Annotated in this window: 17 protein-coding genes; 9 read left to right on the plus strand and 8 right to left on the minus strand. The window is 68.5% G+C overall.

Going from position 1 to position 14,310, the window contains the following annotated elements; translation table 11 throughout:
* Positions 1 to 27 precede the first annotated feature (27 nt).
* From EV668_RS08560 to EV668_RS08570, 3 genes are all read left to right on the plus strand, one after another.
* Positions 28 to 705, plus strand: a complete 678-nt coding sequence (locus EV668_RS08560; RefSeq protein WP_133769341.1) for a FadR/GntR family transcriptional regulator — start codon at positions 28 to 30, stop codon at positions 703 to 705.
* Positions 706 to 884: 179 nt separating this feature from the next.
* Positions 885 to 1,736, plus strand: coding sequence for a nucleotidyltransferase domain-containing protein (locus tag EV668_RS08565; protein WP_133769342.1), 852 nt, complete (start codon positions 885 to 887; stop codon positions 1,734 to 1,736).
* A gap of 7 nt (positions 1,737 to 1,743) precedes the next feature.
* On the plus strand, positions 1,744 to 2,010 hold the full coding sequence (locus tag EV668_RS08570; RefSeq protein ID WP_133769343.1) for a hypothetical protein: 267 nt from the start codon (positions 1,744 to 1,746) through the stop codon (positions 2,008 to 2,010).
* A gap of 7 nt (positions 2,011 to 2,017) precedes the next feature.
* On the opposite strand, the gene EV668_RS08575 is transcribed toward EV668_RS08570, so the two are convergent.
* Positions 2,018 to 2,203 carry a hypothetical protein gene (locus EV668_RS08575; RefSeq protein ID WP_133769344.1) on the minus strand — a complete coding sequence of 62 codons (186 nt, stop codon included), beginning with the start codon at positions 2,201 to 2,203 and terminating at the stop codon, positions 2,018 to 2,020.
* 144 nt (positions 2,204 to 2,347) lie between these two features.
* Here EV668_RS08575 and EV668_RS08580 point away from each other — a divergent pair, with 144 nt between their 5' ends.
* Both EV668_RS08580 and EV668_RS08585 read left to right on the plus strand, forming a co-directional pair.
* Positions 2,348 to 2,632 (plus strand): type II toxin-antitoxin system Phd/YefM family antitoxin, encoded by a 285-nt coding sequence (locus EV668_RS08580; protein ID WP_133769345.1) that lies wholly within the window; start codon positions 2,348 to 2,350, stop codon positions 2,630 to 2,632.
* The gene (locus EV668_RS08585; RefSeq protein ID WP_133769346.1) at positions 2,629 to 3,015 is read left to right on the plus strand and encodes a type II toxin-antitoxin system VapC family toxin; all 387 of its coding nucleotides are present in this window, start codon (positions 2,629 to 2,631) and stop codon (positions 3,013 to 3,015) included. Before EV668_RS08580 ends, EV668_RS08585 begins: the two co-directional genes overlap by 4 nt.
* A 12-nt stretch (positions 3,016 to 3,027) precedes the next feature.
* Here EV668_RS08585 and EV668_RS25750 read toward each other — a convergent pair whose 3' ends face one another.
* The 6 genes from EV668_RS25750 to EV668_RS08615 all read right to left on the minus strand — a co-directional run bounded on the left by EV668_RS25750 (position 3,028) and on the right by EV668_RS08615 (position 9,541).
* The gene (locus tag EV668_RS25750) at positions 3,028 to 5,019 is read right to left on the minus strand and encodes an acetyl/propionyl/methylcrotonyl-CoA carboxylase subunit alpha (RefSeq protein WP_133769347.1); all 1,992 of its coding nucleotides are present in this window, start codon (positions 5,017 to 5,019) and stop codon (positions 3,028 to 3,030) included.
* 224 nt (positions 5,020 to 5,243) lie between these two features.
* Positions 5,244 to 5,681, minus strand: coding sequence for an Ig-like domain-containing protein (locus EV668_RS08595; RefSeq protein ID WP_133769348.1), 438 nt, complete (start codon positions 5,679 to 5,681; stop codon positions 5,244 to 5,246).
* 107 nt (positions 5,682 to 5,788) lie between these two features.
* Entirely contained in the window at positions 5,789 to 6,412 is a 624-nt protein-coding gene (locus EV668_RS08600) for an ABC-type transport auxiliary lipoprotein family protein (protein WP_166652389.1), read from the minus strand.
* Positions 6,413 to 6,437: 25 nt separating this feature from the next.
* On the minus strand, positions 6,438 to 7,502 hold the full coding sequence (locus EV668_RS08605) for an MlaD family protein (protein WP_133769350.1): 1,065 nt from the start codon (positions 7,500 to 7,502) through the stop codon (positions 6,438 to 6,440).
* A 38-nt stretch (positions 7,503 to 7,540) separates the two neighbouring features.
* On the minus strand, positions 7,541 to 8,344 hold the full coding sequence (locus EV668_RS08610) for an ABC transporter ATP-binding protein (protein WP_208111493.1): 804 nt from the start codon (positions 8,342 to 8,344) through the stop codon (positions 7,541 to 7,543).
* A 3-nt stretch (positions 8,345 to 8,347) separates the two neighbouring features.
* Complete coding sequence (locus tag EV668_RS08615; protein ID WP_425359595.1) at positions 8,348 to 9,541, minus strand: ABC transporter permease; 1,194 nt, start codon at positions 9,539 to 9,541, stop codon at positions 8,348 to 8,350.
* 105 nt (positions 9,542 to 9,646) lie between these two features.
* Between EV668_RS08615 and dgcA the strand changes: the two genes are divergently transcribed.
* From dgcA to EV668_RS08635, 4 genes are all read left to right on the plus strand, one after another.
* The gene (dgcA, locus tag EV668_RS08620; RefSeq protein WP_133769351.1) at positions 9,647 to 10,633 is read left to right on the plus strand and encodes an N-acetyl-D-Glu racemase DgcA; all 987 of its coding nucleotides are present in this window, start codon (positions 9,647 to 9,649) and stop codon (positions 10,631 to 10,633) included.
* A 66-nt stretch (positions 10,634 to 10,699) separates the two neighbouring features.
* Positions 10,700 to 11,371 carry a hypothetical protein gene (locus EV668_RS08625; protein WP_133769352.1) on the plus strand — a complete coding sequence of 224 codons (672 nt, stop codon included), beginning with the start codon at positions 10,700 to 10,702 and terminating at the stop codon, positions 11,369 to 11,371.
* Between the two features lie 70 nt (positions 11,372 to 11,441).
* A complete protein-coding gene (gene thiD, locus EV668_RS08630) occupies positions 11,442 to 12,239 on the plus strand; it encodes a bifunctional hydroxymethylpyrimidine kinase/phosphomethylpyrimidine kinase (RefSeq protein WP_133769353.1) in 798 nt (265 codons plus the stop codon).
* A 119-nt stretch (positions 12,240 to 12,358) separates the two neighbouring features.
* Entirely contained in the window at positions 12,359 to 12,976 is a 618-nt protein-coding gene (locus EV668_RS08635) for a helix-turn-helix domain-containing protein (protein ID WP_133770101.1), read from the plus strand.
* Positions 12,977 to 12,987: 11 nt separating this feature from the next.
* Here the strand turns inward: EV668_RS08635 and EV668_RS08640 are convergent, their stop codons facing one another.
* Positions 12,988 to 14,295, minus strand: a complete 1,308-nt coding sequence (locus EV668_RS08640; protein WP_133769354.1) for a replication-associated recombination protein A — start codon at positions 14,293 to 14,295, stop codon at positions 12,988 to 12,990.
* Positions 14,296 to 14,310: the final 15 nt, after the last annotated feature.

Genomic DNA, 14,310 nt, shown 5'->3' on the forward strand with positions numbered 1-14,310 from the left:
GCATGATCCGGTCAGCCCTCCCTATCCATGCCTTCGACCATTGAGCAGACCTTGCAAGAATGGTTGGAGCGGGCACCGCTCGGCCCCGACGGTCGCATTCCGGCCGAGCGGATCCTGGCCACCGAACTCGGCGTGTCCCGCGCGGAACTGCGAAAGGTCCTGGCCCGGCTGGAAGAAGATGGCCGCCTTCTGCGCCAGGTTGGACGAGGCTCCTTTCTTCAAGGGCGGCTCGAGGCACAGAGCCGTCCGGACGGGCGGCTAGCCTCCTCCGAACCATCCGACGACCTCGCCGCCTCGTCATCGCCTCGCGACGTCATGCAGGCCCGTCTCGTGCTGGAGCCTCTTCTCGCCGGCCTCGCGGCCGAGAACGCGACCGGCCGGCAGGTCGCGGGACTGCTCTCCCGGACCGAGGGAAGCGACCATGCATCCGCCGGCGATCGGGAGGCGGCGGATCGGGACTTTCACCACGCCATCGCCGAGGCGACCCGCAATCCGGTCCTGATCGCGGCCTATGAGCGCCTCGCCGAGGCGCGCCGCGGCGCCGGCTGGGAGCGCCTTGCATACCGCTTCGCGGCCGGCGCCTCCGACACAGAGCATCGCGCCATCGCGAACGCCATCGCCGACCGGAACCGCCATCTGGCCGAGAAGTCCCTCCGCCATCACCTCATGGTCGAGGCGAACACGATGCTCAGCGCCGGGGCTTGATCGTCGATTGGTTTGAGATGCCGACTTTTGGCCAAAACCAAAACCTTTCAAACCAATACGGTCCGGATAGCCGGCAAAAGCACAGTGCCGTATCGGAGTTCAGCTTTCCTCGACGCGCAGACAAACCACTTTGGTTTAATTGGTTAGAGGCATGATCGATGGCGGCTCGATCCTCCGGGATGGCGTCTGCCGACGAGATCGCGCATGACGCGCCGATGAGCATGCAGACCCGGCCCGAGGACGTCTGGAGCCCTTGGACGCCGACGGAACTCGCCTCCCGCCTCGCGGGCCTGTCCGCGCCGTGGTGTGTCGTCGGCGGCTGGGCGCTCGATCTGTGGCATGGTCGCGAGACGCGCGAGCACGAGGATATCGAGTTCACGATCCTCGCCGACGATCTGCCGCGCTTCAGGCGGGCGCTGGCCGGCATGGCGTTCCACACCGCTCATGACGGAACCGTCACGCCGCTCGCGCCGGCCGCCTCGCCCGGCCCCGGGATATCGCAGATCTGGTGCTGGGACCTCGCCGCGGGCTGCTGGCGGGCCGACATGATGCTCGAGCGTGGAACGCCCGAGACCTGGTTCTATAAGCGGGATCCTGGCCTCACCTGCACCGGGACGCAGCACGCCGGACATCGATGGACGCTAAGACTGCGGATGCGCGGTTCGCGCCGGAGGTTGGACCCGATGTCGACCCTCGTCCGGCTCATGCTCCCAGGGCTCGCTCTCCTTCTCGCCTGCCCCGGCTCCGCCAAGGAAACGATCGTCGGGACCTGGGCGATCGGCGGCGCATGCGGGAAACCCCTCTCGGTCGTCGTGATCGAGCCGATGGGCCTCGGCGGCGAGGATTTCACCTGCGCGTTCCGCACGGTCAGCCGTCGCGCCGATACGGTGCGCTGGTCCGGCCGCTGCAATTTCAGCGAAGGCGGCGACGAACCCGCGCGCGTCGTCGCGACGCTCGATGGCCCCCGCCTGCGCTACCGATTCGTCGGACAAGGCTGGAACGGACCGTTCCTGCGCTGCACAGGAAGGTGAGGCCGCGATGGAGCCCGAGGTTCAGCGGCAGATGCTGCCCGAGGATTATAACCGCCTAGCAAGGGTCACGCTCCTGCTGGCGGCGCCGGGTGCATTGCTCTCGTTCGTGCTGGCTGCCGTTCAGGGGGCGGACTGGCGGATGTGCTTCCTGCTCGCGGGCGTGACGGGTGTGGCCTGCCTCGGCGCCGCGGCGCTCATCCGCGTTCGCGGCTCGAAGGCCGCAGGCGACGCGGCCTGGATCGCCGTCCTGCTGAGGCTCATCGCGCGACGGTGAGGCCGAGCTACCACTCGATCCAGCGCTCGCCGTCGAAGATCCAAAAGCCTCCGCCGGCACGGCGCCGCAAATCCCCCGGCCTTGCCGCGTCGTCCTTCGGACGCTCATCGGTTTCGGACAGCGCAAGCAGATAAGCGAAGACCGGAAGGTCCGGATCGGTCGGACCGGGAGGAGAAGCGCGGTTCGTCTGCACGGGCGAATCTTGTCGTATCCGCAACAAGTTGTGCCGCTTGTGCCGAGACCCGTCCAGCGCTGCCGAGACGGCCCGACGAGCCAGCCCTGCCTTGACGATGGGCGGACCCAGAGTTAGCTAAGACCTTAGCTAAGGAGATGCGCGATGGCCACCATCACGATCCACGAGGCGAAGACGCAGCTCTCGAAGCTGATCGCGCGCGCCGAGGCCGGCGAGGACATCGTGATCGCACGCGGCAAGGAGCCCGTGGTGAGGCTGGTGCTGGTGGAGCCAAAGGCTCCGGTCCGCAAGGGTGGATGGCTGAAACACCTGCCGGAGTTGCCCGATTCCGTTTTCTTCGATCCTCTTCCGGAGGAAGAGCTTCGCTTGTGGGAAGGCCACGGTCCGGATCCCAACGACCCCCCTCCCGACCCGGATCCGGAGCGGTGAGGCTTCTTCTCGACACGCATATCTATGCATGGTGGGCTGGCGCCGATCGTCGCCTTTCGCGTGCGGCGCTTCATGCCATCGAGGGAGCGGGCGTGGAGCTTCTGCTGAGCGCCGTCGTTCCCTGGGAAATCGCAACCAAGTTCCGCATCGGCAAATGGGCGGGTGGAGGTGCGATCCTCGCCAATCTCGGCGAAGCCATCGAAGCCAAGCGTCTGACGCCGCTGCCGATCACCCTGGTCCACGCCGCCGAGGCAGGCCTTCTCCCCTGGGCGCACCGCGATCCGTTCGACCGCCTGCTCGCGGCGCAGGCGGCGCTGGAGAACGCGGTGCTCGTGAGTGCCGATCCGGTCTTCGCCGGCGCCGGGATCGAGATCCTGCGGTGAACGCGTCCGCGTTCAGCCCGCTTCGGCTTCCAGCGTGACGAGACGGGCGCCTTCCGCGACCTGAGTGCCGGGCTCGCCCGAGACCTCCGCCACGACGCCGTCGCGCGGGGCGAGCAGTGCGTGCTCCATCTTCATGGCTTCGACGACGGCGAGGCGCTGGCCCTTCTCGACCCTGTCGCCGGCCGCGACGAACAGAGCGACCAACTTGCCGTGCATCGGTGCGGCGATGGAATCGCCCGCGTCCAGATGCTCAAGATCGACCGCGAAGGGATCGAAGGACGCGACGAAGGTCTGGCGCCCGCCATCCAGGACATAGACGCCGTCGCCCCGCTCGACGAAACCAGCCTCCGGGAGGTCGCGGTAGCGGCCGAGACGACGTTCGGTCACGCTGCCGGACCGGACAGCGACATCCGCCTCGGCCGCATCGCCGCCCGAGACCGCCCACTCGACGGAGACGTCGTGCCGCGTGCCGTCGACGACGACCGGCATGACCTGCTCGCGGCGACCGACGAGCTGAAACCCATCCCGGCCATCCCAGGCCGATGATGCCCCCGCACGCGGCGACGCAGCCTTCATGTCGCGCTCGAGCAGCCGCAGGGCACCGAGGGCGACGGCCGTCTCGTCCACCCCGCGCTCGACGGCGCCGAGCGCGTCCAGATTGCGGTCGATGAAGCCGGTGTCGAAATCTCCGGCCCTGAAGCCAGGCGCGTCGGCGAGCGCCTTCAGGAAGGCGACATTGGTCCGCGGGCCCGCCACCCGTGTCTCGGCCAGGGCAGAGGACAGCCGCGAGAGGGCCGTCTCTCGGTCGGGGCCGTGGGCGATCACCTTGGCGATCATCGGATCGTAGAAGGGCGTGACCTCGTCGCCCTCGACGACGCCCGTGTCGATCCGCAGGCCCTCCCCCGTCGGGAACCGGAGCGCCCAGAGCCGTCCGGTCGAGGGCAGGAAGCCCTTCTCCGGATCCTCGGCATAGAGCCGCGCCTCGGCCGCATGGCCCTGGATCCGGAGGTCGTCCTGCGTGAAGGGCAGCGTCTCGCCAGAGGCGACGCGGAGCTGAAGCTCGACGAGATCGAGCCCCGTGATCGCCTCGGTGACGGGATGCTCGACCTGCAGGCGCGTGTTCATCTCCATGAAGAAGAAGCGGTCGGGCCGGAGCCCCTCGCGCGCATCGGCGATGAACTCGACCGTGCCGGCTCCGACATAGCCGACGGCGCGGGCCGCCTCGACGGCCGCGCGGCCCATGGCCTCGCGCGTCTCCGCCGTCATGCCCGGCGCCGGCGCCTCCTCGATCACCTTCTGGTGGCGCCGCTGGAGCGAGCAGTCGCGCTCGAAGAGATGGACGACGTTGCCGTGGCCGTCGGCGAAGACCTGGACCTCGACGTGCCGAGGCGAGAGCACGTATTTCTCGACCAGCACACGGCCATCGCCGAAGGCGTTCTGCGCCTCGCGCTGCGCACTTTCCAGAGCGGCCTCGAAATCGAGCGCCCGATCGACGCGGCGCATGCCCTTGCCGCCGCCGCCCGCGACCGCCTTGATGAGGACCGGATAGCCGATCTCATAGGCCTTCTGGCGGAGGAAATCCGGCTCCTGCTTCGCCCCGTGATAGCCCGGCACGACCGGGACGCCCGCCTGGGCCACCAGCGCCTTGGCCGCGTCCTTGAGCCCCATCGCCCGGATGGCGGAAGCCGGCGGGCCGACGAAGATGATGCCGTTCGCCTCGCAGGCCTCGGCGAATTCCGCGCGTTCGGACAGGAAGCCGTAGCCGGGATGGATCGCCGCCGCGCCGCTTCGCTTCGCGACCTCGAGGATGCGGTCGATCTTGAGATAGCTCTCGGATGCCGCGGCGGGGCCGACGAGATGGGCCTCGTCGGCCTCGCGCACGAAGAGCGCCTTCGCATCTGCCTCGGAATGCACGGCGATCGTGCGGATGCCGAGGCGTCGCGCGGTCCGGATGATCCGGACGGCGATCTCGCCGCGATTGGCGATCAGAAGCGATGGGATCAAGGGCTGCCCCGTTCGTGCGGCGAACGGAACCTTTATCGGGAGAGCGGCCGCGAAAGTCGAGCCGTCGGCGAGGGCCGCAGGATTTTCACCGGCCCGACATCGCCCCGGCCATCCTCAGGGGAGGCCGACATCCACGAACCGGTCGATGACCGGTGCGCGGGGAGCTTGGATGGCCGGGACAAGCCGGCCATCCGGAAGAGGCGTTTCCCGGCGGCAGCCGCGGATCAGAGATCGACCACCCCGCCCTTGCCCTTGGGCTGCGGCGCGGATCCCTTGCCGCTGCCGACCGTGATCTTCAGGTTGATCGTCTCCGTCGCGCCGTCCGAATCCTTCTGCTCGAAGGTCAGCTCGTCCGTGCCCTGGAAGTCCTTCTTCGGCGTGTAGATCAGCCGCTGGATGGCCGTATCGACGTTCGGGCAGCGGAAGCCGGCGGGCGTCTTGGCGCTTCCCTTCCAGAACCCGGTCGTGCCGTTCTTGGGCTGGGTGACGATGCGGAAGCTGCCGACCTCGCCGGCCCGGCAATCCTTCTTGAGCGCGGTGACTGTCGCGACGTTCGTCGGCTTGCCAGGTGCGATGATGGCGTTCCGGGTCGTCTGCGCCTGGGCGGCTCCGAGCCCCCCGAACAGGGCGAATGCGACGACGCTTGCAGCAAGGCGGGTCATGATGTGTTTCCGCTCCGTGGAATGACGGCCCGCCCTAGATGGTGCGCGGCCGGCCACGCGGGAGAGGCGAGCCGCGAAATTTTCGCCGGCCGCCGGATCCCGCCGGTTCAGCGACCGCCGCCGACCCAGCGCACGATATCGAGCAGGACACCGGACAGCGCACGATCAAGCCCCTGGGCGACGGTGGCCCCGCGCCCATCCGGCACCGGCACGCGCCGGCTGACGACCCGGCCGCTGACGAGCTTGCCGCTCTTCAGGTCGACGAGGTTGAGCGAGACCTCGACATAGGCCTCGCTGCGGCTCGCATCGAGCTGGAAGGCGCGGATGTTGGTGTTGAGCTGGTAATCGCCGACGACGCCGTCGCCGGGTCGGCTCGCCCGGACGCTCGACCCGTTTTCGAAGGTCTGGATCAGCCGGGCCTGGAAGAGACGCGGCAGCCGGTCGGCCCATTGCGCGCCCGAAATGTAGGAGATCGAGTTCGCCGCATCATGCGCGACGATGCGCTCGGCCTCGAGCGGGCCGATCGTGCTCGGCTCCGGAACGACGATCTGCCGGCCGGCGAGAGCGCTGCGACGGCTCGGCGAGGCGGGCGCCGTCAGGTCGAAGGCGGGCGCCGGCGGCGAGGAACATGCCGATACGAAGATCGGCATGGCCAGCGCGGCGACCAGCACCCTGGGGACGGAACGTCTGAAGCGGGAGCCGAAGCGGCCGCCGGTGGCCGGAATACGCACGGAGAGCACGATGGTTCGAGGTTGATCAGCGGCCACTATACTCGGGGATCGGCGCGCGGCCTGTGCCGAAAATGACAGAGGACGGATTTCTTTCGAGATTCCCGGCTGCGCGGCCGATCGTATTGACGGCCCGGCGGGCATCGGCGCCCAGCGAATCCACCTGCCGCGAGCCCGTCGCCGAGAGGCGCGACACCGCCGTTGCGATCTCCGTCGCCCTGCGGCTCAGGTTGTCGCTCGCCCGCTGGAAGGCGTCCATCGCGGTGCGAATCGAGGCGAAGGTGCTCTTGCCTTCCTCGCCCGCCGCCGAACCGAGGAAGCTTTCGGCCGCCTTCAGCACGCCGTCGAGACGACCGGACGCCGAATCGACGTTGCGGACGATCTGGCGCACACGCTCCGGCTCGACGGATCGGACGACGCTAGTCGCATCGTCCGTCAGCGATCCGAGCTTGGCCGCGACCGGCCCGATCTGGGTCGCCGCCTCCGCGACCGAGGCGATGAGGCGGTCGAGCTGCGGCGCGTTCTTGCCCAGCGCTTCGGAGAAGACCTCGAAGTTCTTGATCGAGGCGTTGATGGAGCCGCGATTGTCGCCGATGACCGAGTTCAGCGTGTCCAGCAGCACGTTGGCGCGCTCGACCGCACCTTTCGCGGACTGGATGATGCTGCCAAGGCCGCCAGGCTCCGCCGTGATCGTCGGATAGGGATCGTCGGGATGACGCTTCTGGAGCGCGGGCGCATCGTGCGCGCCGCCCATCAGGGCGATCTGCGCGACGCCCGAGAGCAGGTTCACGTCGAGCGACGCGCGGGTGTCGTCACGGATCGGCGTCGTCTTGGCGACCTGGATCGTGGCGAAGGCCTGGTCCGGAGCGGTCTCCGACAACTCGACGCTCTGCACGTCGCCGACGCGGATGCCGTTGAACAGGACGGGCGAGCCCTTCGACAGGCCGGCGACGGAGCCGGAGAACTCGATCCGATAGGTCGGCCGGTCCTTGCCGCTTTCGGTCCCGGCGAACCAGTAGACGAACCCGAACGCCGCCCCGAGGACGGCGATCGTGAACAATCCGATCAGAGCGTAGTTGGCGCGGGTTTCCATTCGCCTCGACTCATCCGTGTCGACTTATGCGTCTCGACTCACGCCGCGCCGGCCATGGCCGCCCGGGCACGCTTTCCGTGGAAGTAGGAGCGGACCCAGGGATCGTCCGATGCAAGCATAGCTTCGATCGGACCCTGGGCGATAATGCGACCATCGCCGAGGGCCGCGATCCGATCGCAGACCGTATAAAGGCTGTCGAGGTCGTGCGTCACCATGAAGACGGTGAGTCCGAGCGTACGCTGGAGCGTCGCGATCAGGTCGTCGAACTCACCGGCGCCGATGGGATCGAGACCCGAGGTCGGCTCGTCGAGGAAGAGGATTTCGGGATCGAGCGACAGGGCGCGCGCAAGCGCGGCACGCTTGATCATGCCTCCGGAAAGCTCCGACGGCAGCTTGTCGGCCGCGTCCGGCTTGAGGCCGACCATCTCGATCTTCAGCATCGCGAGTTCGTCCAGCAACCGCTCCGACAGGTTGAGGTATTCTCGCATCGGAACCTGGACGTTTTGCCGCACGGTCAGGGCGGAGAACAGGGCGCCCTGCTGGAACAGGACGCCCCAGCGGCGCTCGATCTCCTGCCGCGACTGCGGCGAGATCTCGTCGAGATTCTCCCCGAACACCTCGATCGTGCCCTCCCGCTTCGGCACGAGCCCGAGGATCGCGCGGGTCAGGACCGACTTCCCCTGACCGGATGGGCCGACGAAGCCGAGGATCTCGCCGCGATACACGTCGAGGTTGAGCTTCTTCATGATGAGACGCTCGCCGAAACCGACGACGAGGTCCTGCACGCGGATCACCGCTTCGCGGTCGCGTTCGTCCTGCGGCGTGATGGGAGGTCTCGGCATGTCTCAGAATTTGATCGCGGCGAAGAAGATCGCGAAGAAGCCGTCCAGCACGATCACCATGAAGATCGACTTCACGACGGAGGCTGTGACGTGGCGGCCGAGGGATTCGGCCGAACCCTGCACCGCCATCCCCTCGTTCGACGCGATGACGCCGATGACGATCGCCATGAACGGCGCCTTGATGATGCCGACGAGGAAGGTGCGCAGGTCGATGGTCGATTTCAGCCGGGCGAGGAAGACGTCGGGCGGGATGTCGCCGTAGATCCAGGCCACGACGCCCGAACCGAGGAGAGCGGCCATCGCCGCGAGGAAGGCCAGGATCGGCAGGCCGATCATCAAGGCCAGCACGCGCGGCACGATCAGCACCTCGATCGGGTCGAGGCCCATGACGCGCAGCGCGTCGATCTCCTCGCGCATCTTCATCGAGCCGATCTCGGCCGTGAAAGCGGAGCCGGACCGGCCGGCGATCATGATCGAGGTCAGCAGGACCCCGAGCTCGCGCAGGCTCAGGATGCCGGAGAGGTTGACGACGAAGGCCTGCGCGCCGAAGCGCTGCAATTGCACGATGCCCTGCTGAGCGACGATCGCGCCGACCAGGAACGAGATCAGCACGATGATCGGCACGCCGCGGAAGCAGATCAACTCGAGCTGGTTGATCAGCGCAGGCAGGCGGAAGCGGCTCGGCCGCACCAGCAGCCTCAGCATCGCCATCACGAGTTCGCCGAGGAAGCTGACGCCGCGCACGAGGTCCTTCCAGGCCTCGACCATCGTCTTCCCGATGTCGACGAAGATATCGACGACATTCCAGGTGTCCTTGACCGGCGCACCCTGGAAGCCGCGATAGGCGACCTCGTTCAGGAGAATGTTGTGCTCGGCCCGCGCGCCCACGAAATCGGCCGCGAGGCCTCGCTCGCCGAGTTCATGCCGCGTCCGGTCGAGGACCCACGCGCCGAGCGTGTCGAGACGGTCGATCCCCGAGAGGTCGAGCAGAACCCGACCGGCGTCGCCGACCGAGTTGGTGAGCGCCGCCATCGTGCGCTCGACGGCTCCCGCATGTTCGACGGTCCAGCGCCCCGACAACCGAGCGCGCAGCTCGTCGCCAGCCTCCCCGATCTCGGCTCTTGGCTCCCGCTCGGCGGAAGCGCCGTGCAGACCGCGTCCGTCGAGATCGTGTGCGCCGAGTTCACTCGCGGGCAAGCGATCGCCTTTCCGACTCTTGGCACCTGGGGATGCCGGTGATAGCCGCCAAGACCACGCGCGTCGAGCGCGGCCAGGTGGCACAGGATTCTGGAAGAGGACGGCATGGCACGGGCGCTGAAGGTCGAGATCGAACGCTTTCCGATCGCGGGGCGTTTCACGATCGCCCGCGGGAGTCGGACGGAGGCCGCCGTCGTGACGGCGACGATCACCGACGGGTCCGCCTCCGGCCACGGCGAATGCGTGCCCTATGCGCGCTACGGGGAGACCGTCGAGGGCGTGGCCGAGGCGATCGAGGCGATGGCCGCCCAACTCGGGGGCGGCCTGACCCGTCAGGATCTCCAGTCCGCCATGCCGGCCGGTGCCGCCCGCAACGCCGTCGATTGCGCCTTGTGGGACCTCGAGGCGAAGCTCACCGGCGTTCCCGCGCATGTCGCCGCGGGCATCGACCGTCTGCCGCCCGTGACCACGGCCTATACGATCTCGCTCGGCTCGGCGTCGGAGATGTTCGAGGCGGCGGCGAAGGCAGCGGCCCGGCCGATCCTCAAGATCAAGCTTGGAGCCCCCGAGGGCGATCCCGAGCGGATCGCGGCGGTGCGCAGGGCGGCGCCCGATTCCACCCTCATCGCCGATGCCAACGAAGGCTGGACCGAGGCCAACCTCGAAGAGAATCTCGCCGCCTGCGCTGCGGCCGGCGTGCAACTGATCGAGCAGCCGGTGAAGGCCGACGAGGACGCGATCCTCGCCCGCATCGATCGACGCGTCCCGCTCTGCGCCGACGAGAGCCTCCACGACCGCTCCGACCTCGAGCGGCTCCGCGGGCGCTACGACGCGATCAACATCAAGCTCGACAAGGCCGGGGGGCTCACCGAGGCGCTCGCGCTCGCCGACGATGCGCAGAAGCTTGGCTTCACGATCATGATCGGCTGCATGCTCGGCACCTCGCTCGCGATGGCGCCGGCGCTGCTGGTCTCCCCGAGGGCTCGGTTCGTGGACCTCGACGGACCGCTGCTCCTGGCTCGGGATCGCGAACCGGGCCTGACCTTCGAGGGCAGCCTCGTGCATCCGGCTTCTCGGGCACTCTGGGGCTGAGCCCGCTTACGGGAGCGTAAGACTTCCGGAGGAGACTGGGACGAACGTCTTTTCTTCGGGACCGGGATGCCAGAGACCGACGCTTCCGCCGCCTCGGCGAGCGCCTACGACGCGATCGTCGGCGCTCTCGCCTCGACGGCGCGCGGACGCGCCTTCCTCGCCGAGCACGCTCGCCGGATCCGTGCCGAGGAAACCGGCACGCTGCTGGATGCGATCGCGCGGCTCGACAGCCGCGTCTCCGACCTGCGGCCCCCACCCGATCGGAACGGCATCCGGTCGCGGGCCGAAGCCATCGAGGCTGCCATCCTCGACGTCGAACGGCAGCTCCGTCCGGACTGGCTCGGCGTCACCGCGGAGAACGATGCGGCTCGGAGGGACCTCGCCGACGCCGCACGCTGGGCCGCGGCGGCGATCACGAAGGAAGCCGAGGGCATCCAGGACACGGCCTGGATGATGCGCGAAGCCGGGTTCGACGCCGAACTCTGCGACCAGTTGGATCGGCACGCGATCGCCTTGGGAGATGCCGGCGCGGCCAGCCTCGCCGTCGCGGCGACGCTCGCCGCCCTCGCGCGAGCCGCGCGGGTTGCCGCCATGGAGACGGCGCGCCTGACGCACCTTACGCGTGGCCGGACGTCGGCCGTCCCGCCTGTGGGCGCCGAGGGCGTTGCCGCCGGACAATCCGAGCCTTCGTCACGGGACGAGACGGCGGCCGGCCGCTACGGCTCGCCGGCGGAATAGGCACAAGGCGACCGGGACGGCGCGTCGTCCGGGCTTCACCTTCTCCGCTGCGCAGGCCAAAGACAAATCCATGACGATCATCGCTCTCACCATCGCGGGCTCGGATTCCGGCGGGGGCGCCGGCATTCAGGCCGACCTCAAGACCTTCTCGGCCCTCGGCGCCTATGGCGCGTCCGTCCTGACCGCTCTCACCGCTCAGAACACCCGCGGCGTGCAGGCGATCCACGACGTCCCGCCGGATTTCGTCGCCGCGCAGATCGACAGCGTCATGACCGATCTCGACGTCGGCGCCGTGAAGATCGGGATGCTCTCGCGCCCCGAGACGATCGAGGCCGTCGCGAGCGGTCTCGTGCGGCACGCGGCGCGAAACGTCGTGCTGGACCCCGTCATGGTCGCCACCAGCGGCGATCGCCTCATCTCGCTCGATGCGATCGACACGCTCCGCTCGCGCTTGCTGCCCCTCGCCGCTCTGGTCACGCCGAACCTGCCGGAGGCCGCGGAACTCCTCGGGACCGAGATCGCGGAGACCGAGGATGACATCGCCGAGCAGGGTCGGCGCCTTCTCGCGCTCGGTGCCGGCGCGGTGCTGATCAAGGGCGGCCATGGATCGGGTCCGGAAAGCACCGATATCCTCGTGACCGCCGAGGGAACGCTCCGCTTGCCGGGGCCGCGCCTCGAAACCCGCAACACCCACGGGACCGGCTGCACGCTGTCCTCGGCCATCGCGGCCTTCCTTGCTGCCGGGCGGAGCCTGCCGGACGCCGCCTCGGAGGCGAAGTCGTACCTGTCCGACGCACTCAAGGCCTCCGACCGGCTCGCTGTCGGGAGCGGATCGGGGCCCGTGCATCACTTTCATCGGTGGTGGTAGGCGTCAGGGCCGGCGGTCAGGTTCACTGGACCCGCCGCATGGTCTAGCGTGCCCGAACACGCACAGACGGGTGCCGGTTCGCGTCCTCGTCTGGTGCGCAGTTGCCGAAAGTGAGCGGGATGGGCGTCGAGGGACGTGAGAGAGTACGAGGACTGGAGGCGGGAGCGCAGGAGCTCTCGGGCCACCTCGGCAAGACGATTCAACGCCTTCGGAAGGCCTACAACCTGTCGCTCTCCGAGCTCGCCGAGCAATCGGGCGTGGCGAAGTCGATCATCAGCCAGATCGAGCGCAACGAGACCAACCCGACCCTGGCGACGATCTGGCGCCTGAGCCAGGCGCTCGACGTCTCGATCGAGCGGGTCCTCGCGACGGCGGAAGACGATCCGTTCATCGAGAAGTCCTCGAAGGGCGACACCCCGATTCTCGTGTCGGATGACGGCCGGATGCGGCTCGCCATCATCGGTTGGATCAAGACCGTCGAATGGCTGCAATGGTATGATGTCGCGGCCGAGCCGGGCGGCGTGCTCGAATCGGACGCCCACCAGCGCGGCTCCATCGAGAGCCTGTCCGTCCGCACCGGCGAATTCGAGGTGGAGGTGGCCGGGATCGTCCAGCATGCCCGCGCCGGCGAGACGCTCCGCTATCGCTGCGACCGTCCCCACATCGTCCGCTGCGTCGGAGACGGACCGGGCGAGGCGAGCATGGTCTGCATCCTCAAGGCCGCCGTCATGGAATAGCGGGCGCGCCGCTATTCGCCCCGCTCTCGCCGAAGCTCCGCCCAGCGCTCGAGCCGCTCCCCGATCCGCGCCTCGAGCCCCCGCCCCGTCGGCTGGTAGAGGGTCTGGCGGCCGAGCTTCTCGGGCCAGTAATTCTGTCCCGAGAAGGCGTTGGGCTCGTCGTGGTCGTAGCGATAGGTCGCGCCGTAGCCCTCGCGCTTCATCAGCTTCGTCGGCGCATTGAGAATCGTCTTAGGCGGCGTGAGCGAGCCATGCTCCTTCGCCAGTGCCGTCGCCGCCTTGTAGGCGACATAGACCGCGTTCGATTTCGGCGCGGTGGCGAGATAGACGACGGTCTGGGCCAGCGCGAGTTCGCCCTCCGGCGAGCCGAGGAAATCGTAGGCGTCCTTGGCCGCGTTCGCGACGACGAGCGCCTGCGGGTCGGCCATCCCGATATCCTCGACCGCCATCCGCACGAGGCGGCGAGCGATGAAGAGCCTGTCCTCGCCCGCGTCGAGCATGCGGGCGAGATAGTACAGGGCGGCGTCGGGGTCCGAGCCGCGCACCGTCTTATGCAGCGCTGAGATGAGGTTGTAGTGCCCCTCCTGCGCCTTGTCGTAGATCGGCGCGCGGCGCTGGACGATGTCCTGCAGTTCGGCCGCCGAGAACACCTCGTCCGGCTTCGCGGACCGCCACACCTCCTCCGCGAGCGTCAGGGCCGCACGGCCGTCGCCGTCAGCCATCCGCGCCAGCGAAGCTCGGGCCTCCCCATCGAGCGGCAGCGCCTTGGCCTCCGCCTCCTCGGCGCGGACGAGAAGCTTGCCGATCGCCTCCTCGTCGAGCGCGCGGAAGGTCATCACCCGGGCGCGCGACAGCATCGCCGCGTTGAGTTCGAAGGACGGATTCTCGGTCGTCGCGCCGACGAGCGTGATGGTGCCGTCCTCCATGACCGGGAGGAAGGCGTCGAGCTGGGCGCGGTTGAAGCGATGGATCTCGTCGACGAAGAGAAGCGTGCCCTCCCCCGTCGCGCGGCGGCCGCGCGCCGCCTCGAACAGCTTCTTGAGATCCTGCACGCCCGAGAAGATCGCGGAAATCTGCTCGAACCGGAGCTTCGTCACGCCTGCGAGGAGCCGCGCGATGGTGGTCTTTCCGGTTCCCGGCGGCCCCCAGAAGATGAGCGAGCCGAGCGAGCCCGCATCGACGAGCCGGCTCAGCGCCCCGTCCGGCCCGACGAGATGATCCTGCCCCACGACCTCGTCGAGCTTCTGCGGCCGAAGACGATCGGCGAGAGGCCTCGGCGCGCCCCGATCGAGCCCGGCGGCTTGAAAGAGATCCGACATCCCTACTCCAGCAGA

Source organism: Enterovirga rhinocerotis (assembly GCF_004363955.1).
Lineage (GTDB): Bacteria > Pseudomonadota > Alphaproteobacteria > Rhizobiales > Beijerinckiaceae > Enterovirga > Enterovirga rhinocerotis.